General features: G+C 66.3%; 16 protein-coding genes. 8 read left to right on the top strand and 8 right to left on the bottom strand.

Going from position 1 to position 22543, the window contains the following annotated elements:
- Positions 1 to 56: 56 nt before the first annotated feature.
- From wecB to FFS25_RS09225, 7 genes are all read left to right on the top strand, one after another.
- Positions 57 to 1220 (top strand): non-hydrolyzing UDP-N-acetylglucosamine 2-epimerase, encoded by a 1164-nt coding sequence (wecB, locus tag FFS25_RS09255; RefSeq protein ID WP_137802700.1) that lies wholly within the window; start codon positions 57 to 59, stop codon positions 1218 to 1220.
- 11 nt (positions 1221 to 1231) lie between these two features.
- Positions 1232 to 2971, top strand: coding sequence for a hypothetical protein (locus tag FFS25_RS09250; RefSeq protein WP_137802699.1), 1740 nt, complete (start codon positions 1232 to 1234; stop codon positions 2969 to 2971).
- A complete protein-coding gene (locus tag FFS25_RS09245; RefSeq protein WP_137802698.1) occupies positions 2968 to 3948 on the top strand; it encodes a polysaccharide pyruvyl transferase family protein in 981 nt (326 codons plus the stop codon). The genes FFS25_RS09250 and FFS25_RS09245 overlap by 4 nt, the downstream gene beginning before the upstream one ends.
- A gap of 29 nt (positions 3949 to 3977) precedes the next feature.
- Positions 3978 to 5795, top strand: a complete 1818-nt coding sequence (locus FFS25_RS09240; RefSeq protein ID WP_137802697.1) for an FAD-dependent oxidoreductase — start codon at positions 3978 to 3980, stop codon at positions 5793 to 5795.
- 39 nt (positions 5796 to 5834) lie between these two features.
- Complete coding sequence (locus FFS25_RS09235; protein WP_137802696.1) at positions 5835 to 8723, top strand: polysaccharide pyruvyl transferase family protein; 2889 nt, start codon at positions 5835 to 5837, stop codon at positions 8721 to 8723.
- 8 nt (positions 8724 to 8731) lie between these two features.
- Positions 8732 to 10519 carry a hypothetical protein gene (locus FFS25_RS09230; protein ID WP_137802695.1) on the top strand — a complete coding sequence of 596 codons (1788 nt, stop codon included), beginning with the start codon at positions 8732 to 8734 and terminating at the stop codon, positions 10517 to 10519.
- 142 nt (positions 10520 to 10661) lie between these two features.
- Complete coding sequence (locus FFS25_RS09225; RefSeq protein ID WP_137802694.1) at positions 10662 to 11123, top strand: hypothetical protein; 462 nt, start codon at positions 10662 to 10664, stop codon at positions 11121 to 11123.
- A gap of 74 nt (positions 11124 to 11197) precedes the next feature.
- Here the strand turns inward: FFS25_RS09225 and FFS25_RS09220 are convergent, their stop codons facing one another.
- From FFS25_RS09220 to FFS25_RS09200, 5 genes are read right to left on the bottom strand one after another with little or no spacing between them, the layout of a single operon-like run.
- Positions 11198 to 12019 (bottom strand): hypothetical protein, encoded by an 822-nt coding sequence (locus tag FFS25_RS09220; protein ID WP_137802693.1) that lies wholly within the window; start codon positions 12017 to 12019, stop codon positions 11198 to 11200.
- Positions 12016 to 13191 carry a glycosyltransferase gene (locus FFS25_RS09215; RefSeq protein WP_137802692.1) on the bottom strand — a complete coding sequence of 392 codons (1176 nt, stop codon included), beginning with the start codon at positions 13189 to 13191 and terminating at the stop codon, positions 12016 to 12018. The genes FFS25_RS09220 and FFS25_RS09215 overlap by 4 nt, the downstream gene beginning before the upstream one ends.
- 5 nt (positions 13192 to 13196) lie before the next feature.
- Positions 13197 to 14804: a glycosyltransferase family 4 protein gene (locus FFS25_RS09210; protein ID WP_137802691.1), complete on the bottom strand. Its 1608-nt coding sequence runs from the start codon at positions 14802 to 14804 to the stop codon at positions 13197 to 13199.
- Positions 14801 to 15817 carry a polysaccharide pyruvyl transferase family protein gene (locus FFS25_RS09205; RefSeq protein ID WP_137802690.1) on the bottom strand — a complete coding sequence of 339 codons (1017 nt, stop codon included), beginning with the start codon at positions 15815 to 15817 and terminating at the stop codon, positions 14801 to 14803. The genes FFS25_RS09210 and FFS25_RS09205 overlap by 4 nt, the downstream gene beginning before the upstream one ends.
- A gap of 59 nt (positions 15818 to 15876) precedes the next feature.
- Positions 15877 to 16275 carry a hypothetical protein gene (locus FFS25_RS09200; protein WP_137802689.1) on the bottom strand — a complete coding sequence of 133 codons (399 nt, stop codon included), beginning with the start codon at positions 16273 to 16275 and terminating at the stop codon, positions 15877 to 15879.
- Positions 16276 to 16504: 229 nt separating this feature from the next.
- On the opposite strand from FFS25_RS09200, the gene FFS25_RS09195 reads away from it, so the two are divergent.
- Positions 16505 to 17224, top strand: coding sequence for a DUF6270 domain-containing protein (locus tag FFS25_RS09195; protein WP_137802688.1), 720 nt, complete (start codon positions 16505 to 16507; stop codon positions 17222 to 17224).
- Positions 17225 to 17298: 74 nt separating this feature from the next.
- Here FFS25_RS09195 and FFS25_RS09190 read toward each other — a convergent pair whose 3' ends face one another.
- The 3 genes from FFS25_RS09190 to FFS25_RS09180 are packed head-to-tail and all read right to left on the bottom strand — an operon-like array spanning position 17299 to position 22520.
- Positions 17299 to 18096 carry a polysaccharide pyruvyl transferase family protein gene (locus FFS25_RS09190; protein ID WP_137802687.1) on the bottom strand — a complete coding sequence of 266 codons (798 nt, stop codon included), beginning with the start codon at positions 18094 to 18096 and terminating at the stop codon, positions 17299 to 17301.
- A gap of 9 nt (positions 18097 to 18105) precedes the next feature.
- Entirely contained in the window at positions 18106 to 19392 is a 1287-nt protein-coding gene (locus tag FFS25_RS13425) for a hypothetical protein (protein WP_171004156.1), read from the bottom strand.
- The gene (locus FFS25_RS09180) at positions 19389 to 22520 is read right to left on the bottom strand and encodes a heparinase II/III domain-containing protein (protein WP_137802685.1); all 3132 of its coding nucleotides are present in this window, start codon (positions 22518 to 22520) and stop codon (positions 19389 to 19391) included. Before FFS25_RS09180 ends, FFS25_RS13425 begins: the two co-directional genes overlap by 4 nt.
- Positions 22521 to 22543 lie beyond the last annotated feature (23 nt).

Here is a 22543-nt window from a genome sequence, read left to right as displayed (position 1 = left end):
GCCGTATGACATCCTTGGTAACGGATCCCACCCGCCGATGAGTGAAAGAGTCACCGATGCCGCTGACCGTGATGCCGATCTACGGAACCCGCCCGGAGGCCATCAAGATGGCCCCGATCGTGAAGGCCCTCCAGGACTCCGACGAGTTCCAGTGCGTGGTGACCGTGACCGGCCAGCACCGCGAGATGCTCGATCAGGTCAACGAGATCTTCGACATCACCCCGGATCACGACCTCAACATCATCCAGCCGCGCCAGACGCTCAACGGCGTGCTCACGCGCACGGTCGAGGGCCTGGACGCGATCTTCGAGAAGGACGCTCCGGACGCCGTCGTCGTCCAGGGCGACACCACCACCTCCACCGCCGGTGCGATCGCCGCGTTCTACCGCGGGATCCCGGTGATCCACGCCGAGGCCGGGCTGCGCTCCTTCGATCTGTTCTCCCCGTTCCCGGAGGAGGCCAACCGCAAGATGACGTCGCAGATCACGTCCCTGCACCTGGCCCCCACCGACATCTCCAAGCGCAACCTGACCGCGGAGTCGATCAACGGCGACGACATCGTGGTCACCGGCAACACCGTGATCGACGCCCTGCACCACACCGTGGCGCGGCAGCTGCCCTTCACGGATCCGGCGCTGGAGGAGCTTGCCGCCTCCGGGCGCCGCGTCCTGCTGGTCACCACGCACCGCCGCGAGAACCAGGGCGATGCCATGCGCGGCGTGGGCCGCGCCCTGGCACGCATCGCAGCTGATGAGCCCGAGCTGACCATCGTGCTGCCGGCCCACCGCAACCCCGTGGTGCGCGAGGCCGTGCTGCCGGCCCTGGAGGGCCTGGACAACGTCCTGGTCACCGAGCCGCTGGCCTACGGCGAGTTCACCCGCCTGCTGGGCGTCTCCCACGTGGTGCTCACCGACTCCGGCGGCGTCCAGGAGGAGGCTCCCTCCCTGGGCAAGCCCGTGCTGGTCATGCGCGAGAACACGGAGCGCCCCGAGGCCGTCACCGCCGGCACCGTCAAGCTGATCGGCACCGACGAGGAGCGCATCGTGGAGGAGGTCTCCACCCTGCTGCACAACGGCGCCATCTACGACTCGATGGCCAATGCCGTGAACCCCTACGGCGACGGCCGCGCCGCCGAGCGCACCGTGGCCGCGATCGCGCAGCTGTTCGGCGTGGGCGAGCGGATGGCGGACTTCGATCCGGAGGCCCAGCCGGAGGGCTGAGGCCGCGTCATATGCCAGAGATCCACACCGTCGCCTTCGAGGACCTCGAGCGCTTCGAGACCCGAGACCTGCCCTCCGACATCAGACACCGCATCGATGTCGTGGTGGAGGACGTCGTCGTCCCGCTTATCGTGGTGCGCCGCGATCGGGCTCGACGACTCGTCGTGATGAGCAATGGCGCGGTCGACCAGGAACGCGCTTCCGGACGTCCCATCTTCCAGCGCTCGTCGTGGAGCGAGGAGATCCGGCATCATCAGATCTATGTCTACGACCCTGCGACGGGCGGACCGGAATTCCTTTCCCTGGCATGGGGGAACATCTCTTCCACCGTGTGGGCTCCCGAGTCCATCAGCCCGATCGTCATCGCGCTCTCCAAGAGCCTCGGGGTGCATGATCCGAGCGATCGGCTGTACTTCGGGTCGTCGGCCGGCGGCTTCATGTCCCTGGCGCTGCTGTCCGAGGACCCCGGAGCACGCGCCGTGATCAACAATGCGCAGTTCGACTGGACCCGATGGATGGCCACGGGTGTCAATGCGCTCCGTCATGCGCGGTTCGAGGGAATGCTGCCGGCGGACATCCGGACTGCCCATCCTCTGACGACCAATGTGCTCGACCGCCTGGCGGAGAAGGCGGAGCCGCTGCGGATCGACTACCACGTCAATGTGGCATCCACCCATGACAGGAAGCAGGACCTCCGCGTCTTCCAGAACTTCGTCGTGAACCACCCGCAGCTGTGCGCCGACGTCCGGGTGCACCACTACTTCGATCCGGTGGCCGGACACAATCCGCTCTCCCAGACCGACACCCTGGTCCTGATCAATGAGGCCTTCGAAGGCTTGGAGCATCCGCTCACCCGCAGCGCTAAGGGGCGGTCGGCGAAATCCGCGGAATCCCGATCGATCGACGAGTTCCCCGGAATGACGTGGGCGCCCGGGGAGACACCCGACTTCGTCTCCGGTCCCACGACCATCCGCCACGACATCGTCGATCAGACAGGGCACCTGAATCCGATCCACACCGTCCTGCGGCGCCACCCCGGTGCCGACACCCTGGTGGTGGCGCTGCACGGGATGCTCGACCGCAAGAAGCAGATCATCCCCTGCTTCAGCCGGTTCCAAGAGCTCGAGGATCTCCCCCAGCATCTGATGGTCATCGCCGATCCGTCCCTGCATCTCTCGGAAAAGCTCCGAGTCGGCTGGTACATCGGGACGGAGACGGACGACGTGGCCGATCGAAGCGCCGGGCTGATCCGTGAAGCGGCACGACAGCTCGGGGTGGACAAGGTCCTCATCACGGGAGCGGCCGCAGGGGGCTTTGCAGCACTCGCCCTTGCAGCCCGTGTACCGGGCTCCCTGGCCCTCGCCTTCTCTCCGCAGACCGATATCCGCAGCTACGCCAACGGAGGCCCGGCCAGGTCCCTGCTCAAGGCGGGATTCCCTTCCAGTGGATCCCTCGGGGAGCTTGCCGATCACCAGCCGCAGCGCGTGGATCTCAGCGTCCTCTACGCGGAGCACCCCGAGGCCCGCGTCTGGTACGTGCAGAACTCCGGCGACGAGATCAACCTCGGGCGGCACATGGAGCCCTTCCGCGCAGCCGCCGGCGATCGCGTCGAGTTCGTGCTGGAGCACCATTGCCGGGGGTTCAACCCGCCGACGATCAAGCGGACCCGGAGCTGGATCGACTTCGCGTGCACCCACTTCACCGGGGATCCGCAGGATCATCGGCTCCCGAACAGGATCGACGGCGCATGACCCCCCGCATCGGATTGGTGGGATTCTTCGGCTGGGGGAACTTCGGCGACGAGGTCATGCTGCAGTGCTGGCGCAGGGCCCTCGGCTCAGCGTCCGCGGAGCCAGTCAATGCCCTCACCCAGCGGCCGTACTTCGACCGGCCGGTTGCTGCTGTAGCCAGGGACGTCGATGCACTGATCATCGGCGGCGGAGACCTCCTGCACACCGACTCGATCTCATCCCTCTACTGGAACCGGGCCTGGCTCGAGAAGCCGATCATCATCTCCGGCATCGGTGTCGCCCTCGAACAGCCGCGCGAGCGCCACGACGTGATCGAGCGGCTGCGGGTCTTCTTCTCCTCGCCTTCCGTGCGCTCCATCAGCGCTCGCGATAGCGCAAGCGCCTCATGGATCCGCGAGCGGCTGGTCCCTGCGGTCGAGGTCCAGGCCATCCCCGACCTGGCCTTTGCAGCGGAGATGCCGGCCGTGACGCCGCCTTCCTCCGATGTCATGCGCATCGTCCTGAGGAAGACGCCGAGCGAGCGCGATATCCAGGAGGTGAGACGGCTTCGCAGCTGGGCGGAGTCCGCCGGTCTCGACTCGGAGCTGCTCATCCTGGCCATCGGAGAGGAGGCCGCACGAGAGGCCGCGGCAGTGCGTTCGGCGATTCCCGAGGTGCCTCTGCGCACCGAGCCGAGCCTGCAGGAGCTGATGCGCGCCATCAGCACCAGCCGGCTGCTGGTGACGGCGAAGTTCCACGGAGCCGTGATCGCTGCACGCGCCGGAGTCCCGTCGGTGAGCCTGCGCGCCACGCACAAGATCGAGGCTCTGGCACGACTGCTGGAGCACCCCGACATCGCTCTGCCTGTCCATGACGCCGACGACGGGCGCCTGCGCGACATCCTGCAGCGGCGTCCGCCGCGCGACGCGGTCATGCGAGCAGAGCACGCAGCGGCACGAGCCGTGGACCGAGCCGCTGCCCAAGCGCTGGCCTCCTGACAGCCATCGATTCCGAAGAAGAGCGAGACATGATGCAGAACCCCCTCGATTCTCCCGTCCAGAGGAAGCTGTGGTCTGCCGTCCCCTCGAAGCTCCCCCTCTACACCGAGCTGCTGGTCGCCGGCGGGGGGCTCTCCGGATGCGCTGCGGCGCTGTCGGCGGCCAGGATGGGCGTCACGGTGACGGTCATCGAGCCGACCCACATGCTCGGCGGACAGGCCGGTCCTGCGGGTGTCTCCGCCATGGACGTGACTCAGCACTATCAGGAGCAGATCAACGGTCACGGCATGTGGCACGAGATCCGTTCGCGCATCACCGATTACTATCGCTATCGGCTGCGCCGCCATGTGAATGTGTCCCAGTATCGGGACGAGTCCTTCGCTCCCAACCCTGTCGTGGTGGACAGGGTGCTGACGCAGATGCTCAAGGAGGCCGGCGTCAGGGTGCACCGCAACGTCGCACTGCAAGCCGCGGAGATCCGTGCCGGCATCGCCAAGCTCCGCACCTCGTCAGGGGCGATCTCCGGTCGGCTCGTGATCGACGCGACGGAGGACGGCTTCGTGACGCGGTCCTCGGGCATCCCCCATCGCCTCGGCAATGTCATCGGTGGGCAGGAGGGCTACGGATCAGCCGATCCCGACCAGATCAATCTGCAGGCCATCACCCAGACTGCGATCATTCGCAGATATGAGCCGGGGACGATGCCGGATGAGCTCCGTCTCCAGACACCACCGGAGGGCTTCTACGATGCCCTGACCGAGATCGTCAAGGGATACCCATCAGGGCCCGGCAGGGCGCGTCTGGGCCATCCCAATGGATTTGCCGGCTACCGCGGAGCACCGGACCTCGGGGGCAAGGACTATCAGGGCTCGGAGTGGGAGCAGATCACCCGGACATCGTTGAACTTCTGCAACGATCAGCCGATCACTGCGGCCTACTTCACCGACGATGCTGCGCGCGCTGAGTTCGAGCGATCGGCGATCCTGAGGACGCTGTCGATCCTCTACTACCTGCAGCATCATCTGGGCCTCGACTGGTCCGTGGCCACCGACGAGGGTTTCGGTGAGGGTCCCGTCCGGCGGGATCCGCGGGTCACCGCCGGCCTTCCGGAGGCGATCGTTCGGCATCTGCCGCCGATCGCCTATCAGCGTGAATCGCCCCGGATCATCGGGCGGAGCACCATGACCGGGAAATCGATCTTCCGCACCAGGAACCGCACCTGCTCGGCCTGGGACAGCAGCGTCGTGGCAGTGGGAACCTATCCGCCGGACCTTCATGGCGGCCGGGAGCCGGAGGACCTCGAGACCGACCTCTCCGAGACCCTCGCCGACAAGCCCGCGAAGTGGCGTGAGGGCCCCTTCCCCATTCCGCTCGGAGCGCTCATCCCACGAGGGAATCTCCCTCTGATCGCGGCGGAGAAGAACCTGTCAGCCTCGCGCATCGCCGCCGCTGCCACGCGTCTGCATCCCACCGCCACGGCCATCGGCCAGGCAGCCGGCACGCTGGCGGGGCTGGCCCTGAAGCACGACACGGCTCCTCGTCACGTTCCGACGATGGCTGTGCAGGCAGCGCTCGTCCTGCAGGGAGCCCACCTGGCCCATCACCCCGTGCTCGGGTTGAGCCGGGAGGATGACGACTTCGCCGCCGTACAGCTTTCCATCGTCCACGGCCTCGTGGATACAGTTGATGTCAGCCGGCCCAATGCCTGCCCCCACATGCGCCTGGACAGGGAGCGCGCAGCCCGGTTGGGCCGATCGCTCTTGGACGAGTACAGGGACTGGCTCGTCGCCCCCTCGCCTGACAGCGCCCCTGCTGAGGACTCCTCGGCCTGCGGCCCCCTTGCCTGACCTGCACCCCCCGAAATACTCCGGAGACAGACCCCCATCATGCAGAGCATCGCCGACCTTCGAGCCGACCTCGAGAACAAGACCTTCGATCAGGGATTCCACTGGCGGATCCTGTTCCTGGGCAGATCCATCAATGGGACCACGGACATCGTGTCCTCCCTCTCCCGCTCTCTGCGCAACCTGGGCCACCATGTGCTGGATCTGGACCTCAGGTTCCACCGGGTCACGGAGAATCCCGAGCGCGCCTCGGGGGGCAATGGCCCCATCTACGTCCAGGCGGACAAGCTCCAGCCCGTCGTGGACACGTTCCACCCGCAGATGATCATCTGCTGCGCCGGCGGCCTGACATTCACGGATGAGGACGCCGCTCGATTGAAGGCGCAGGGCATCGTCCTGGTCGGCATCACGCTCAGCGACCCGGACGTGTTCCCCAGCGTCGTGGGACATGCTCATGTCTTCGACATCCACACGACCAATGCCGAGCTGTCGCTCGAGATGTACCGCGAAGCCGGTGTGCTCAATACCGTGTACTTCCCCTTCGGCATCGACCGCGGATTCGTGACCCAGGAGGTGGACGACGACCCGTCGATGGCAGCGGACGTCATCTGCCTGGGACACGCCAACAGCCGCCCCGATCGCAATCAGACCATGACGGCTCTGGACAAGCACTTCGATGTGAAGACCTACGGCCGCGGCTGGGACATCGCCGGCAGCGAGCCGGTCGCCGGTGACCGCGCCCTGCAGGCGCTGAAGATGGGTCGCATCCACATCAACTTCCCGCTGACACGGGCCGGCTTCATCAACATCAAGTGCGGAGTCTTCGAATCCGTCGGAGCCGGAGCAGTCATCGCCACCGGCGAGTTCGACGAGATGGCGCGGTTCTTCGACTACGGCGAAGAGATCATCGGCTACTCCGATGACGACGACCTCACGGCCAAGATCGAGAGGCTCCTCGAGAATCCGGAGGAGTACGAGAGGATCCGCCTCAACGGGTTCCGCCGTCTGGTGGAGAACCACCTCTACGAGCACCGCTGGATGGAGCTCTTCGACACCCTCCGGGGCGCGTCGGAATCGAACACCCCCTGGCTGGGAGCCGCGCGCATCGCGGAGGTCCAGGACGTGCTCAGCGCCTCCCTGCCGCGCGCTCGCAAGGTCATCCTCTCGGGCTTCTACGGCGCCGGGAACCTGGGTGATGAGCTCATCCTGCGCTCCATCTCCTCAGCGCTGCAGAGTGCCGACCCGGCGGTGCAGGTCGTCGTGGCCGCAGAGAGCCCGCGCAATGTCGAGATCCATCACGGGCTGCAGGCGTTCAAGCGAGCCGACATCTACGAGAGCGCTCATCAGGTGCATACGGCGGATGCCGTCGTCGTGGGAGGCGGCGGCCTCTGGCACGACCTCACGTTCCACCGTGCCGGACGCCTGGCGAGCCTGGTCAACGGCTCGACGATGTCGATCGCCGGATTCGGCAATCTTCCGCTGATGGGCCGCGTCCTGGGCGTCCCCTATCACGTGATCGGCCTGGGAGCGGGTCCGCTGCAGGATCGCGATGCACAGGCGATGGTCCGCTTCCTGGCGCAGCAGACGGAATCCATCCTGGTGCGCGATCCGGAGTCGGAGGCCGCGGTCATCGGAACCGGCGTGGACCCCTCCGCTGTCGCATGCGCCCCGGACGTCGTCTATGCGGTCGATCTTCCCTCCGGCCAGACGGAGGCACAGTCCACTCGCGAGCTGCGAGAGCTGCGCTCGCAGGGGCGGCGGCTGATCGGCGTCAATCTTCGTCGATGGGCCCATGAGGACATGGACCTCGTGGTGTCCGAGGTCGAAAAGGCGCTCAACGCTCTCGCGGCGGAAGGCCCCCTGGCCGTCGTCGGCGTCCCCATGCAGGCAGGTGCTCAGCACGACCGCCAGATCCTCGAGAAGCTCGCGGGACGGCTGTCGCCGAACATCGAGTTCTCCATGCTTCCCGACCCGCCGAGCTTCGAAGCCTTCGATCAGTGCATCGGCGAACTCGACGTGCTGCTGACCATGCGACTGCACGCCGCTCTGCTGGCTCATCGTCGCAACCTGCCCACGGTGGGACTCGTCTACGACCCCAAGGTGCAGCGTCACTTCGATGAGGTGAAGCGCTCGGCGTACGCCCTGCCCCTCACCGCCGGATGGGAGCAGATCTTCTCTGCCCTGCAGCGCTCGCTGGCGGAGGGGCGCATCACGGATCCGGCCATGCTCGAGGCCCTGTCGGCACTGGAACAGGAGTCCCGTCAGGCCCTGCATGCTGCGGCCGGACGAGTCGCGGCAGCTCCTGCGCGTCCTGCGGTCTACGAGATCCCCGCCGAGCGGCCCGCCCCCAACGCGGAGACCGGGCCCGCGGCTCAGAAGACGACAGCCGCTTTCACCAAGGCCACGTTCTCCGCTTCCGGGCTCGAGCTGCCCGAGCGGGCTCTGAATGTTCTCTTCGACTCTCCGCGCGCCCTCCACGTCTCCCTGCCCACGACCGCGCCCACGGCTGGTCAGGAGATCCACAATCAGTGCTCGATGCACCTGGACTCCACGGCGCCGACCGAGGTCTCACTGAGTATCACCAGCAATTACGAGAGGCCTCAGAACGTTGGAAAGATCTCAGTGCTGGTGAAGATCGGAGATCATCTCTTCGAAGACGACCTGGCCCGTTCCAAGGAGCCCGTCATGCTCCGCGTCCGCACCTCGGGCGTCCAGGAGCTGCCGGTGTCGGTGTCGCTCCGGGTCAACGGCCGCTGCTATCCCGCTCAGTCGTGGCCCAAGTACAGCCGTGTCTCGGTCCGCATCCACGAAGCTCATGCCATCGAGGATCGTGCCGCAACCCGGACCATGTTCGCCTCGGCGGGCCATGTCACCGAGCTGGAGGCACAGCCCGCCGCCGATCAGCAGGTGCCTGCTTCCGCCGACGCCTGAGGGATCACATGGCGAACTACCTGGCCGTGGTGCGGCACGAGTCCCTGGTCGCGGAGGGCGACCTCCTGCGCCGAGTCCTGGGTGGGGTCTCCGAGGAGACGACGGTCATCCCCCTGACCGGCGGCTGGGAGCTCACCTGGGTGGCCCAGCGGGCGAGTCAGGATCTCCTCCCCGATCAGGGCATCTTCTCGGGGTTCGCGATCGATGATGCGGACAGCCGGATCATCTTCGGCGCTCGGGGACTGGCGGCCGTCAGCCGCCAGTCCCTCGAGTCGGACCTGCCGGGATGCTACGTGCACGTGCACTGGGCCGAGGAGCACCTCGAGCTCACCGCCGACCTGTACCGGAGCCTGTCGGTCTCGGTCACGTCCGTGCCCGGCCTGAGCCTGATCTCGGATTCGCCCTATGTCCTGATGCAATTGCGGCGCACGCTCGGGCTCCCCGTGACCGTCGACGACGTCGTCGCCTCCTCTCTGCTGTGGCGCAATTCGATGTCGGGTCAGCTGCTCGGCTCCAGGACACTGGCTCGGGAGATCAGCTATGTCCCGGTCGGTGGTCGAATCCGCCTCGATCTGGCCTCTGAGCGCGCCGTGGCCTCACGCAGCGGGCACCTGGTGCCTGAGCTCTTCGCGCCCGCGACGCACGACTATGCCCTCGAGCTGCGAAGGGCAGCGCACCGGATCGCCTCGCTGGTGCACACGATCGCAGCCTCCGGGCCGGAGCATGCGCGACTTGCGCTGTCCGGCGGCAAGGACTCCAGGATCCTTCTCGCCGCCGCACTGCTGTCGCCTCAAGCCCGTGCGACCGCGCGCTTCTCCTGCACCAACACGGCCGAGCAGCACCGCCGGGACTTCGAGGTGGTCTCGGACCTCAGCCGCGAGTTCGGCTTTCCCCTGGGGCCCCGTCGACCTGATGACGATCGCACGGCCGAGCTGCGCAGAGTCGCGAACCCCCTCGCACTGTGGTTCTCCGATTCCGCGATGACCTATTTCCCCGTCAAGCTGCAGGCTTACTCGCTGCTCGACAAGGGGCCGTTCGCGATCGCCGGATTCGGCTCCGAGCTCTACAAGGGCAACTACGGCCTGCGACCGGTCGGAGCGATCCGGGTGAACATCGCCAAGAACCAGCCGGGGCCGGCCGCAAGCTTCCGGGAGATCACCGAGGGGGCGCTGCGCGACAGCGGCATCGATCCGCAGCACCCGCTCGGCGCTGAGTGGCACTACCTGCTCCTGCGCAATGCGCTGCACGGCGGGCGCTTCACGCCGGTGACCAAGCTCGGCTTGCGTCCACTCCAGCAGCGCAGCCTGGTGGGGCTGTCCAAGCTGCCCGAGGAAGCTCGAGGGGCGATGTGGTCCACACCTCGGCAGATCCCCGACGACCTCCTGGCTCTGCTCAGCCCCTCTCTTGCCGCTCGCCCGTTCGATCGCCCGAGCAAGGACCGCACTGCAGATGAGGTCATCGAACGACTGCGCCAGCTCGGGGGTCCGCTGTCCAGCTCGGAAGTCGTGGACTACCGGATCAGCGGAGCGCCGTCCGATGTCCACGACGGCCCGGTGAGGACTCTGCTGGAGCTCGTCGACCAGTCACGGATCGCCGGCCGACTCAGCCGGGAGAATATCGCTCCCTATGTTGATGAGGCGGCCGAGACCGTGACGACCGCCGGGATATCGGCGGAGTGGGCGGAGCTGGCGCGTGAGCAGCAGTCGGCGATCCGCGACCGGAGCATCCCCGTGGGGCACACCCACGGCATGCCGGGGCGACTGCTGGCACTGGCCGAGGTCATCCGAACTGTCTAGACGAATCCAACGATCCGATGATTGCGTCCCCACCAATGTGGGGCGAACTGCTGTGCAAACACGGCACCAGGACGACCTTCCTTGTGTATGATCATTCCAATTCTGAGGGTTCCCTTCGAATCTGAACAGACTTCGGAGAGCCATGAACACCTGCAAGAGACGTCACCACTCGTCCTTCACCACAGCCGTTTCCTCGGCCGCGCTCATCGTTGCGCTCGGATGCACGGGTGCCCATGCTGTTGAGGCCAACGGTTACAACGCAGATGTCGCAGCACCTGTAGTGGCGAGTGTCTGGCGCTCCGCCTCCACAGTCGACGTCACCAACGGGCCCGCCACACTTCGTGTGTCCACCCGGATCACTGATGCGACCGCGGTCGCTGCACCATTTTTCTACATCGAGAACCAGGCTACGGGTCAGTCGATCTACGGAATGAACCCGAAACTGACCTCTGGCACGACCCAGAACGGGACCTGGGGCATCGACTTCACCATCCCCCAAGGCTCAGCCCCGGGACAATGGGAAATCCGAATCGGCGGCCTCGCCGACACAATCGGAAATTCCAAGTACCTAAGCGAACCGCTCAGCACATTCAAGGTCATTTGAGGGGTTATATTGTGGGTCCCCGCCGCTCAGTGCCATTGTGATCTTTGCTCTTAATCCCGGTTGCGTCTAGCACGTTATTCCGAATCGTATTGAACCAAGGTTGCAAGCATGCCCGAGAGCTGATCCGGGGACGGAGCCTGATGGCCCTCACCCCAGTCCCCGCGGATGATCTGCACCCGGTCATTCGGGATGGTGGCCAAAAAGGGCTCCATGTGCAGCTGCACGTGGGGATCCCTTTCGTTCTGCACGTAGACGATGTCGTTGCGGTTCTGGCCGTCGAACTGCTCGCGCAGGTCCGCCTGCACCAGGGTGCCCCAGACGTCCTCCGGCGAGGCGCCCCAGGCGCGGTCGCAGTATGACAGCTGATGCTCGCGGGTGAAGTTCGCCAGGATCGTCTGCGGATTGACGCACAGGATCGAGGCTTCCGGGAAGCGCCGCCCATTGAGCAGGGCGGCGAATCCCCCGGCCGAAGCACCGAAGAACACCGTCTTCTCGCTGCCCAGAGACTTCAGCACGGCCCCCAGGACCTCGGGAAGCTCCTGCTGCACCGGGTGCTGGGCGCTGCCAGCGAACCAGCCGATGGTCAGCGCATCATCGGCATACAGCCCCGGATCGGCCACCTGCACCAGGTTGACTCCGAACGGTCGGATCAGCGACGCCCCTGCGAAGACCGGCAGCGGCGTCTCACTGGTAGTGAGCGCGGCGTGGAAGGTGACGACCGTGACCGGGGATCCTGCCGGACTCACGGAGATGTCGAGCGGGTGCGTGCGCCCCACCGTGAGGATCTGCGGTTCCTCGAGCGTCAGTCCGCGCATGCTTGCCGCACCGGCGAACTCGCGGACCGGCCGGTCATAGCGTCCGATGTCGCGACGCTCGATCTGCCTGTCGGAGCTCACCAGCCCAGAAGCCTTCCGAGGTCCTGTCGGAATCCGGAGCTGACTCGCGAACTGTGCAGGTGGGCGATCGAGTCGAGGACGTCGGACCTCGACGTCCCCCTCCCCTGGTCGCCGATCGAGGCCAGAGCATCCGCCATCTCGGTCGTCGCCGCGTCGGCGGGGTTCCCCACGTACTGGACGTGCGCGGCTGGCAGCGCCTCCCGGAAGACCGGAGTATCCGTGGCCAGCACGGGCAGGCCGAAGCTCAGGTACAGCAGTGCGGCACCGGAGTTCAGCGACCTGGTGTAGGTGACCAGCCCAGCATCTGCGCAGCGCAGGTAGTACTGCGCCTTGGCCCCGGGAATCCGGTGGGGCTCGATCAGGACGTTCGGGTCCACGATGCAGCGATCCACGAAGCGCTGGACGTCAGGATCCTCATCGGGATGACCGGCCACGAGCAGTCGATAGGCCCGACCATCGTCACGCCTGCACAGCTCCTGGAAGCCGTCGAGCAGCGCGTGGAGCCCCTTGTAGGCCTTCAGCGCTCCGAACAGCACGAAGACGGTCTCATCGGCGTCAATGCCGAGTGCGGCTCGCGCCTCCTGCCGTGACACGTAATCCTCGTAGGCGCCGACATAGCTCGGATGCGGAGCGATCACGACTCGGTCCGGATCGACGCTCAGCAGACCGTCCATGGCCTCGGTCGTCGAGGCCGCCATCAGATGGACTGCGTCGGCGCGGTCGGCCAGACCCTGCTGGAGCTCGAGCTCCTCATCGATGAATGTCGCGTCGTGGGGGTAGACGTTGTGCGCCGTCCACACGACCTTGCCACCGGCATCTCTGAACTTGTCCACGCGTCCGAGGAAGCCGCGGACCTTGGTCCTGGCCTGCTCGGCATCGGTTGCGACGCCGATCACCCAGTTGATCCAGTGGAAATGGATCGTCTGCGACGCACTGAGCCGATGGAAGCTCGGCAGCACGTCGAAGTCGAAGCTGTTCAGCACCGGGGCCACGGCGACGCCCGAGGGCCCGAACCCCCGGTAGAGCAGAGCCTGGAACGGGTTGACGCGCGCCACGGCCGTGTAGCCGAGCAGATGAGGCGCCGGATCGGTGCCGACGGCATGCAGCGCCTGGTGGATCTCCTGCACCGGGCTGGTCGGCTCGCGTCGGAATCCGTTGAGATGAACCAGCATGATGGTCAGTCGTCCTTTCCGGCTGCAGTGTGCTCCAGGACCCACGACAGCGCCTCGGCATATCGCGGCCCGTTGTGATCCCACTGCCGCTCCGATCGGACCCAGCGGAGCCCGGCCTCGGCCCGCCGTTCGCGCTCCTCCGGGTCGTCGAAGACCTGCTTCAGGACTTGGGCCAGGCCACGAGCATCATCCGGTGGGAAGGTCCAGCCCCGCTCGGGGCTGGGGGCGATCTCCCGAAGCGCCGGAAGGTCGCTGACGACCACGGGCAGCCTCATCGCCATGGCTTCGAAGGGCTTCAGCGGGGTCACGAACGTTGCGGCGCGCTCAGCGGTCCGGGGAACGACGAAGACGTCGATGAGCGAGTAGTAGTCCGCGATCAGCTCATGGTCCACCCGGCCGAGGAAGTGCACGCGATCGGCCACCCCGTGGGACTCAGCAAGGCGCTCGAGCTTGTCCCGCCGAGGGCCGTCGCCCACCAGCACGCAGTGCTCCGGCCGTCCCTCGCGGGCCAGATGCGCCGCGGCGGCGATCAGCGTCTCCTGGGACTCGCGGTAGTGATCCATGTTGGAGACGTATCCGAAGGTCGGCACCCCCGCCAGGCCATGGCTCGTCGCCAGCTCGACGCTGCGATCGCGCGGGGCGAACCGCTCGACGTAGACGCCGTTCGGAACCAGGCCGACCTTCTCCTCAGGGATGCCCCTAGCGACGATCTCGTCCTTCATCGACTCGCCGATGGTCAGCACGAGATCGGCGCGCTGCATGCACTCCAGCTCGATCCGGCGCCGGGACTCGTAGATCTCGCCCTGCGCCTCGTAGCGCACTTCGCCGGTCCAATTGCTCTCGAAGAACGACCGGACCTCATAGATGACGGGGATGCCCGTCTTCTCCTTGATGGCCAAGGCGACCAGCGCGGTCTCGTAGCCTCGTCGTCCGGAGCTCACGTGGATGGCGGCCGGCCGGATCTTGGAGACGCGCTCATAGGCCATGTCGGCGAAGACCTGCAGGAAACGATCGACGGGCAGTGAGTCCAGATCCCGCCCCAGGTCCAAGAAGTAGTGGCCGATGCCGTCGACCCGCATCTCCGAGCGCGGCAGGCTGCCGAGGACCGAACGCGGGAATCCCGGCTCCGTCACGATGATCGGCTCGAGCCCGGCCTTCTTCTCGGCCAGGAAGTTGCTATGGCTCCTGGAGGTGAATCCGTTGGAGAGGTAGGGACGGCTCTCCTTGAGGAGGTGCACGATCCGCTTGTCAGAGGCAGGTGGGATCGGGCGTCGGGGCCCGGGCAGACGCGGCGCATGACCGCGCAGCTCGCGCACCCGTCCTTCGAGACCGGCCAGCGAGCTCTCCGTGACCGCCTTCAGCCCGGCCAGACGGTGATTCACCAGCAGCGCGTCCGAGAGCTCGCCGAGCTTGCCCAGGATCGCGCGTCGGACCTTGAGGTAGTCCGCGTCGTCGTCGAACCGACCGCTCCACCTGGTCATCAGGTCCACGGCCGTCTCGTACTCGTGCGCGCTCAGCAACGACCGGAGGGTGGCCGTGGCCAGCTTGACGTCGGCTGTCTCCAGCGCGGTGACGATGGGATGCACCGAGTCCATGAGCTGTCCGTCGCTCATGCCGTCAACGCCTCCGGTGCGCTGCGGGGGAAATCGGCATTGAGCAACTGGACCACGTGACGGACCGCGGCTCCCGCTTCCGCCTCGAGCTCGCGGACGGCGGCCGAGGAGACGGGCATGCGCGCCAGGTCCGCCTTGGACAGCATGTGCTCGTCCTCGTTGGCCGAGAGCAGGGCTCGCCTGTCGAGCCGGGTGTAGAGGTTTCGGCTCTTGGTCGTCGCCGAGAGGACCACCGAGGAGACTCCGTACATCGTGGCGACGACGGTCCCGTGGAACTTGTTGGACAGCAGGAGGTCCAGACCGCCGATCCAGGACGACAGATCGTCGATGTTCTCCGAGTCGAGCACGATCTGCTCGGAGAACGGGAACGCCTTGGCGACGTCGAGGTCCGCTGCTCGAGTCCGTCCCGTGCCCAGGACCAGGTTCACCACGTCGTAGCCGCGGGAGCGGTACTCCCGGCACACCTCCACCAGGCGCGACGGATCCGAGTCGGCACGGTGAGTTCTCAGGTTGATCCCGATGGTCGGCCGCTCGAACTTCGTCGCCGGCGGCAGATGCATGTTGAACACGAGGTCGGCATGGACGTGCACGGGGACCTTCGGCATGAGGTGGCGCCTGATCCACTGCGCGCTCTCCTCGTCCCGAGCGCCGATGTGCCGGACGTTCTCATGCTGGAAGAAGTTGCGCAGACGCTCCATGACATCCGGAGCCTGGTGCTTCACCCACGTCGGAACGCCCACACCGCTGATGTACACCGGTCGGCGAAGCCATGCACGGTTCCAGTACAGGGGGGAGATCTTGTTGGGGATGATCAGGTCTCCGCCGCCGATCACGAGAGCGTCGTGCTCATCTGCGATTTCCGTCGCCTGCCGCGAGAAGTACGGCGTCGTCAGCAGATCGTGGACGACCGAGACCTCGTGGTGCTGACCGATCGAGCGCCGCCAGTTCTCCAGGAACAGCTCGTCTCCATAGTTGCCCCAGCCGAAGAAGCCGACGAGTCCGATGCGAGCCATGAGTCTTCCGTTCTGCCGTTGGTTCTGGCCCGCGCCGCAGGCCGTGTCGAGGACGAGGGTCAGCTGCTGATCTTGTCCAGGGCATCCTGCGGGGCGACGACCACCCAGTTCTCGCCCTCGAGGTAGTTGGAGCCGTCCTCCTCGTACTGGGAGACCTTCTCGCTCTGCTGTCCGTCGTCGTCGAAGACGACGAGCCACACGTTGTCCCCGCAGCTCATCGACTCCTTGTAGCCGTCGCCCTCGATGGCTTCGCCGCCGTCGCACGTCAGGCCGGCATCCGTAACGGCATTCTTGAGCTCGTCCACGGAGTCGAACGACTGCCCGGTATCGACGGGCTGGCTGCTCGACTCCGACTGCTCGGGGGCAGATTCCGCTGCCGAGGATGACCCGCCTGCCGGATCCTCACCGCCGCCGCCGCAGGCGGTCAGGGCCAGCAGGGTGATGCCCAGAGCGGACACGGAAGGGATGAGTCGTCGCACGTAGCTCTCGATTCTCTGGTGGAATGGGCACAGAATGTCTCCAGAATAGGGGACAGCCTCTGCCGATGCCCGGGACGCGCCACATGCGTCCTCGGTCGATGCATGAGCCCCGGACCATCAACCGCGGCGTCGAGTCCAGGCCTGACGCTCAGGGGCGGCGCTCACAGCGGACCGACGTGGCGCCCCCACCCACCGAAGGACATGGACCATGAACCAGGACGACGACGCGACGCAGCAGCGTCGTGCCTTGATCTACGGCAGCTGCGTGACGCGCGACGCTTTCCAGCTCGACGGCCTTCCCGCTCTGCATGCCTACTTCGCCCGATCACCCATCCTCTCGGCGTTCGGGCCGCGTGTGGCGGCTCTTCCTGACGGGCTCGACCTCGCCGCCCTCAGCAGCAGCTTCCAGCGCTCCATGGTCCAGCGGGACATCCAGAAGGTCCTACCCGCTGCGATGAGGGCCCTCGATGACGAGGTCGTCATCATCGACCTCATCGACGAGCGGTTCTCCGTGGTCGAGGTTAACGGCGGAGTCATCGCCATGAGCGTGGAGGCGAAGAAGGCGGGCCTGACGCCACGAGGAGGCGTGCTGCATCGACCGACCGACCCGGGATTCATGGATCGATGGCGTGTGGCGGCGGATCGCATGGCTTCGGCCCTGGAGGGCAAGCGAGTCATCTTGAACAAGGCGTACTGGGCCCTTCAGGACGAGACAGGCGCCGCGCTCAGCGACCGGTTCGACGTCAACCGGAACAACGAGATCCTTGCGGCGATGTTCGACCATTTCGAGGGATCGCTCGACAGCGCGGTCATCGAATACCCGGCGGACCTTCTCACGGCGAACAGCCAGCACCGCTGGGGGCTGTCGCCGTTCCACTACGTGGACTCCTTCTACGAGCACTTCGCCGCAGCGCTCCGAACCATCTGATGCTCAGCGTCTTCACGACGTTCGGCAAGGGGCGGGAGCGCATCGGACGCCACGGCTGACAAGCACCCCCTGCATCACAGCAGTGCGGCTCGCAGGGAATCCCACTGCCGTGCCTTCAACGACCTGACCTGCTCCTGCGCGGGCTGAGGTGCGTCCCGGATGCAGTCCAGGATCTCGTCGTCGTCGTCGCCTTCCAGAACGCTGCGCCGGATATCGATGCCGAACGACGAATAGTGGTCCCTGAATTTGAAATCGCCGCCGAACACCTTGTCCGTGAGCACGAACGGGGCCACCGGGATGCCGTACGCGTGCGCGAAGATGCACCCGTGGAGACTCGTGGAGGCGACCATCTCGTACTGCGAGAGCTGCCGCACGAACTGCCCCCGGGAGGCGTAGTTGTCGATGATGTGGGGGTCGTGCTCCGGGTAGCGCGACACGAACTCCGGTCGATCGACCGCGTGGATGATGAAGCCCAGCGGCTGCTTCGATCTCACCGGCGGCATCGGCTCGATATCCGAGAGCAGGAGCCCCGGGTCGCCGATCACCCTCGGCACCTGGCCGGCATCACGACCGAGGATGGACTGGGTGAGAAAGCCCCGCACGCCTTCGGCCGAGAACTCCGGGCCGTAGTCGCGGCGATTGCCGTTGATCAGCCCGCCGCCGATGACCCGGCACGGCGCATGGGTCACGGCCGCAATGAGTGAACCCACGATCGCGACCGTCCCGTCCGGCAGCAAGTCCTTCGACCGGATCCCCAGCTTGCGATAGGAGCCCTCCCCCAGAATCCTGTCGGCGATATGGAACCCCATCAGGTCGCCGAGGTTCCCGGTCTCCGCATGGACCGAGGTGATATGGGCGTAGACGCTCTTCATGGCCTCTCCTCACCCGCCGATCTGGAGGTATCGGCGAACCAGTACATCTCCGAATCCGTCGACCAGGGTGATTCTGAGCCGACGCGCCGACTCGAGCTCTGGAAGCTCCCATCTGCCCGGCAGTGACAGCTGCGGCGAGCGTTTGAGCGGTCTGCCGCCCTCGTCCAGCATGACGGCTTCCCACCGCATCCGCCCATACCCTGGCTGCAGCTCGCGGGCGGAGCCTTCCACGGCTGAGCCTCGGAGGCGCCAGGAGACCAGCTGAGCGATCATGCCCTTGACCTCCTGCAGGGCCTCCGGTCGCTCGAGCAGAGTCCTCTCCCCGAACAGTGGTCTGGCATCCAGGTCCAGCGTTCGCTGCAGTGTCGTGGAATCCTCCTCCGACAGCAGGCGAGACAGGATGTCGTGGATGGCGGCAGGGGCGGGCGGCGTGTGGCCCTCCCCCGTCTCCGCGATCCAGATGCATCGATCTTCGCCTCGGGTCCAGATTCCGGGAGCGCGACGTGCATAGCCGTGCTCTTTGAGGTAAGGGGCGCAGTGCGACTGCATGTGCCAGTCGTCGACACCCTGCAGGTAGAGCATCCGATGGGGAGCCTGTGCCGGCACGACATCGGAGATCAGCTCCACGCGTCTGCCCCAGCTGCGTGCCTCCTGTCGCAGACGCTGCTTCCAATCCGGGGCCTGGAGCTGCCCCCCAAGCCGCGGAAAGGCGATCTTCGCGAATTTCTTGGCATAGTTCGGGAGATACTCGGTGATGCTCGTCTGGGGATTCCACACGAACGCCGAGCAGTGCCTGCCGAGGCGATGCGCCATGTCGAGCGCTGCGAAGCCGCCTGAGGAGCCGCCGACCAGCCACAGGTCCCCGGCCAGCCTCGTTGCCAAGGGCCGGAGCAGGTCATCCACGGCCGATTGCACGTCATGCATGGCTGTCCCCGCGTACCAGCCGATGTTCATCGTCCTGTCCAACGAGAGCGTCGGATCGGAGATCGCGATCAGGGGGACTCCGAGGCCCGGGGCCAGATTCCGGCCCGAGGCGAAGGGCGGGGTCCTCTTCTGCCTGTTCGTGATCGCGCCCGAGAACACGACCATCACCGGAGCGCCGTGCTGCTCGAAGGGCCGTCCCAGAGCCAGGAGCTCGAGCGGTCCCCCGTGCGTATCGGCGATGACGTGGAACCCGTCCTCTCGCTGCGCAGCTCCGTGGAACTCGGAGAGATCTGCCCACCGATGAACGGCATTGCGGCCGAAGCTGGACTCCTGGCGCCAGGGCGGCGAGTGCTGGGCTGATGCGTCGCTCACACGGCCTCCGTCCGGCACCTGCCGACGATCTCGCCGTCCACCCGGACGAATCCCCGGATGACCGAGCCTGCAGGCACGTCGTCGAATCGGGCGTCTGCGCGCCGTGAATACGGGGTGGACGCGATGCGCTGACCGCCGTGGAAGACCTGGAAGCAGACATGACCGCTGCCGGCCCGCAGCTTGTCGAAATTGCTGGTGACCGTGACGGTGCCTCCGCGGCGGCGCGCCGTCGCCCGGAGGTCCAGAGGAACGATGTCGAAGCTCAGCTCTCGCTGGTCCGGCTGGTCCCCGAACGACAGGAGGTCCGCCGGCGCAGCGAGGCGGTGCGTGCTGGTCGTCGTCGTGATGTGAAAATCCTTCCGGTGCGACGACAGGTTCTGTCCCCATCGCATGTAGACGAAACCCGGCCGGTTGCCGTGCACCGGGCGCAACTGCTGCCCCCGAGCCTGCGCCGCTGAGCGCTGGACAGCGGTCATGAGCTCGGGAACCGACCAAGGGGACAGGCCGTCGATCGCGTCCATGGACGGGTTCCGGATGACGAACGACTTGTTGCCCGTCAGGCTCCTGCGCATCTCGACGTCTTCGAGCTGCACCCCGTCATCGCCGATGTAGGCGACGTAGGTACGCAGGGGTCCCATCACGACCACATCCGTGCCCGGCGCATCCGCCAGGACTCTGTGGGCCAGGTCCACCATCGTCTCGATGTGCGTGGGGAGCATCAGATCGTCGTCATCGATGGCCATGCGGATCATCTGGTCGAAGGTCGCCAGTTCCAGGCTCTCATGCGCCCGACGGAACAGGTCATCCCGGTAGGGAGCGTGCTTGTTGGGGCTCTTGAGCCAATCGATCCTGCTGTTCTCCGGGTATCCCTCAGCAGGGTGGTCATACTCGACGACCCGAATGCGCAGACGGAGCCCTCGTGCCTCCCGAAGATCCGCCAGGATGTCATGCACTGCGCGCACATATTCGGACTTGTCCGCCGACATGTAGATGGTGACGACCACCTCCGTCCACCTCGGGACCTGCAGGGCCATCAGCGACCTCAGGCACAGGGAGAACCGGGAGAAGTACTCCGCCAGCACCGCCGGGTCCTTCTCGTTGTCGCAGAACATGGTCTCCAGCAGAACCAGGGTGCGGACCGGAGCAGCCTCCGGAAGAGCCAGCCCGTGCTCAGCTCGAGGTCGGCGCCACGCCTCATGCCCGATGGAGGCTCGCTGCACATCGGCCGATGTGGTCCTGCTGCGAACCTGGATCCGAGGGCTGGTCAGTCCCGCTACGTCGAACGTGTGGTCAGCCCTGGTGCGCCAAGAGGTCCTCACAACCGGCCGGCCTTCGTCGAACAGATCGAAGGCGAAGTACCGAGCAGCGCCTGATCCGGTCACGCGGATCAGATCCGGACCGATGGTCTCAGCGCTCACCTCGAGCTGGACGGTCGTCACGCGGGCAGGGGATGTCAGCGCGGCATCCCATGGAGAAGCGAGCAGAGCCGACGGGATCAGCCGGTCCACCGGGGCCGTGACATCGTTCTCCCCTGCGAGCCGCGCGGTGAGCAGATCCACGGCCGCCGGAGTCCACCTCCCGAGCAGCGCTCCGAAGACCATGTCGGTGCCCTGGTCGTAGACAGTGGCCACATCAACCGGCGCGCTCTTGCGCCATCCCGTCGAGGTCCACCCGAGGAGGGGATCCTTCTGGCCTCGACGCACGTCGCGCCGGGCATTGCCCGTCAGGGCCGCGACATGGCAGGTCTGGTCGCCGTCCGAGAGCGAGAAGCCGAGACTCAGCGCCGTGGCATCGACGCCGCGACCGCAGTGCCAGCGCTGCTCCGCACTGATCTCTTCCGCGGCCTGCACCCGATCCAGGATCAGGGTGAGGTCCCAGTGCTTGAGGTAGATGATGCGACGCGTGATCTGCACGCCGTCATAGCTGGGGTCCGCCAGCAGCAGATCAGTGCAGTGCTCGTCATCCCGGTGGCGGGTCAGCTCGACGTCAGCTGCTGTGCGGGCGGTGCGACCGGGCAGGACGATCAGCGAGTGCGATTCCCGGGAGGCCATGTAGCGCTGCATGGGCTCCTTGCCGTAGTAGAAACGGCCTTGATCCTGGAGCCACTGCGTGCCCTTGGAGCAGTAGGTGATGCTCCCGCCGTCGCGGTGGCCATGCAGCTTGTTCTGAGGTCCGAAGACCGCGGTCAGGAAGGTCTCCTCGGTGAACGGTCGACTCTCTCCCCAGCCGCTGCGCACATAGGCGTATCCGCCGTCAAAGACGGCTGTCGTCGACTTGGGAGGAGTCCCCTCGGCTCCGTTCGATGTGACGTACTGGGCCGATGGATGATCCACATCACTGATCGAAGCTGCATTAGTGTCCCCGATACGAGCCAGCTTCCCGAGCGGAGACGTGGCATGGGCCATCTCCATGGGAGCCAGTTCCAGGCGCTCTGCGCCCGCCGGTCGATCCACACCCTCGAGGTCGAGCCTGACCATGGTGTCCTGCCACCAGTGATAGTTCATCCGGTGGTAGGCCAGCGAGCCCTCTTCGTTGACTCCCTGCTCATCCCATGCCCCTCGCAGTCTCTCCCCCAGGCTCGCCACGGCCGAGTCCATGACGGAGGAGTCCTCCAGGACGGCGGCGACCACGAAGAGCCCGACCGTCTGATGCAGGCCGTGATTGCCGTGCTTGATGTGCGCGGGGTCGCTGAGCCAGTCGCGGTGCTGCTCGAGGGACCGGATCAGCCAATCCTGCTCGCCCACCACGCAGAGGCCATGACAGAGCTCGAGGGCCCGGATGCCGTCGGTCATGTCCATCCAGGCCCAGCACGACCTGCTGTCCCCCGGCGGGTTCGCCTCGACCCAGGAGCGCGCGTAGTGCTCCCAGGCGGCTGCAGCGTCGGCGTCACCGGCCTGTCCCGCGCGACGCAGGGGATCCAGCCAGCGCAGCATGTGATATTGGAACTGCCAGTTGTTGTCGCTGAACGGGTCCTCCGACCACGTCGGATCGCCAGGAAGGGTCCACGGCGCATGCGGCGGCAACGTGAGCCGCCCTGCCAGCAGATCGGCGACCTGAGCAGGATCGTCGGGCCGGGCCACGAAATTGGCACCGAGGGCCTGGCGCTGCGCGGCCTCGAGGTTCACCATGGATGCCTCCTCTGCGGTGCTGC

The organism is Kocuria sp. 2SI, from assembly GCF_005502825.1.
GTDB lineage: Bacteria > Actinomycetota > Actinomycetes > Actinomycetales > Micrococcaceae > Kocuria > Kocuria palustris.
This window is presented reverse-complemented; position numbering and strand designations above follow the sequence as displayed.

Coding starts and splice junctions, on each gene's coding strand:
- wecB (WP_137802700.1), top strand. CDS start 57: ATGCCGCTGACCGTGATGCCGATCTACGGAACCCGCCCGGAGGCCATC.
- FFS25_RS09250 (WP_137802699.1), top strand. CDS start 1,232: ATGCCAGAGATCCACACCGTCGCCTTCGAGGACCTCGAGCGCTTCGAG.
- FFS25_RS09245 (WP_137802698.1), top strand. CDS start 2,968: ATGACCCCCCGCATCGGATTGGTGGGATTCTTCGGCTGGGGGAACTTC.
- FFS25_RS09240 (WP_137802697.1), top strand. CDS start 3,978: ATGATGCAGAACCCCCTCGATTCTCCCGTCCAGAGGAAGCTGTGGTCT.
- FFS25_RS09235 (WP_137802696.1), top strand. CDS start 5,835: ATGCAGAGCATCGCCGACCTTCGAGCCGACCTCGAGAACAAGACCTTC.
- FFS25_RS09230 (WP_137802695.1), top strand. CDS start 8,732: ATGGCGAACTACCTGGCCGTGGTGCGGCACGAGTCCCTGGTCGCGGAG.
- FFS25_RS09225 (WP_137802694.1), top strand. CDS start 10,662: ATGAACACCTGCAAGAGACGTCACCACTCGTCCTTCACCACAGCCGTT.
- FFS25_RS09215 (WP_137802692.1), bottom strand. CDS start 13,191: ATGCTGGTTCATCTCAACGGATTCCGACGCGAGCCGACCAGCCCGGTG.
- FFS25_RS09210 (WP_137802691.1), bottom strand. CDS start 14,804: ATGAGCGACGGACAGCTCATGGACTCGGTGCATCCCATCGTCACCGCG.
- FFS25_RS09205 (WP_137802690.1), bottom strand. CDS start 15,817: ATGGCTCGCATCGGACTCGTCGGCTTCTTCGGCTGGGGCAACTATGGA.
- FFS25_RS09195 (WP_137802688.1), top strand. CDS start 16,505: ATGAACCAGGACGACGACGCGACGCAGCAGCGTCGTGCCTTGATCTAC.
- FFS25_RS09190 (WP_137802687.1), bottom strand. CDS start 18,096: ATGAAGAGCGTCTACGCCCATATCACCTCGGTCCATGCGGAGACCGGG.
- FFS25_RS09180 (WP_137802685.1), bottom strand. CDS start 22,520: ATGGTGAACCTCGAGGCCGCGCAGCGCCAGGCCCTCGGTGCCAATTTC.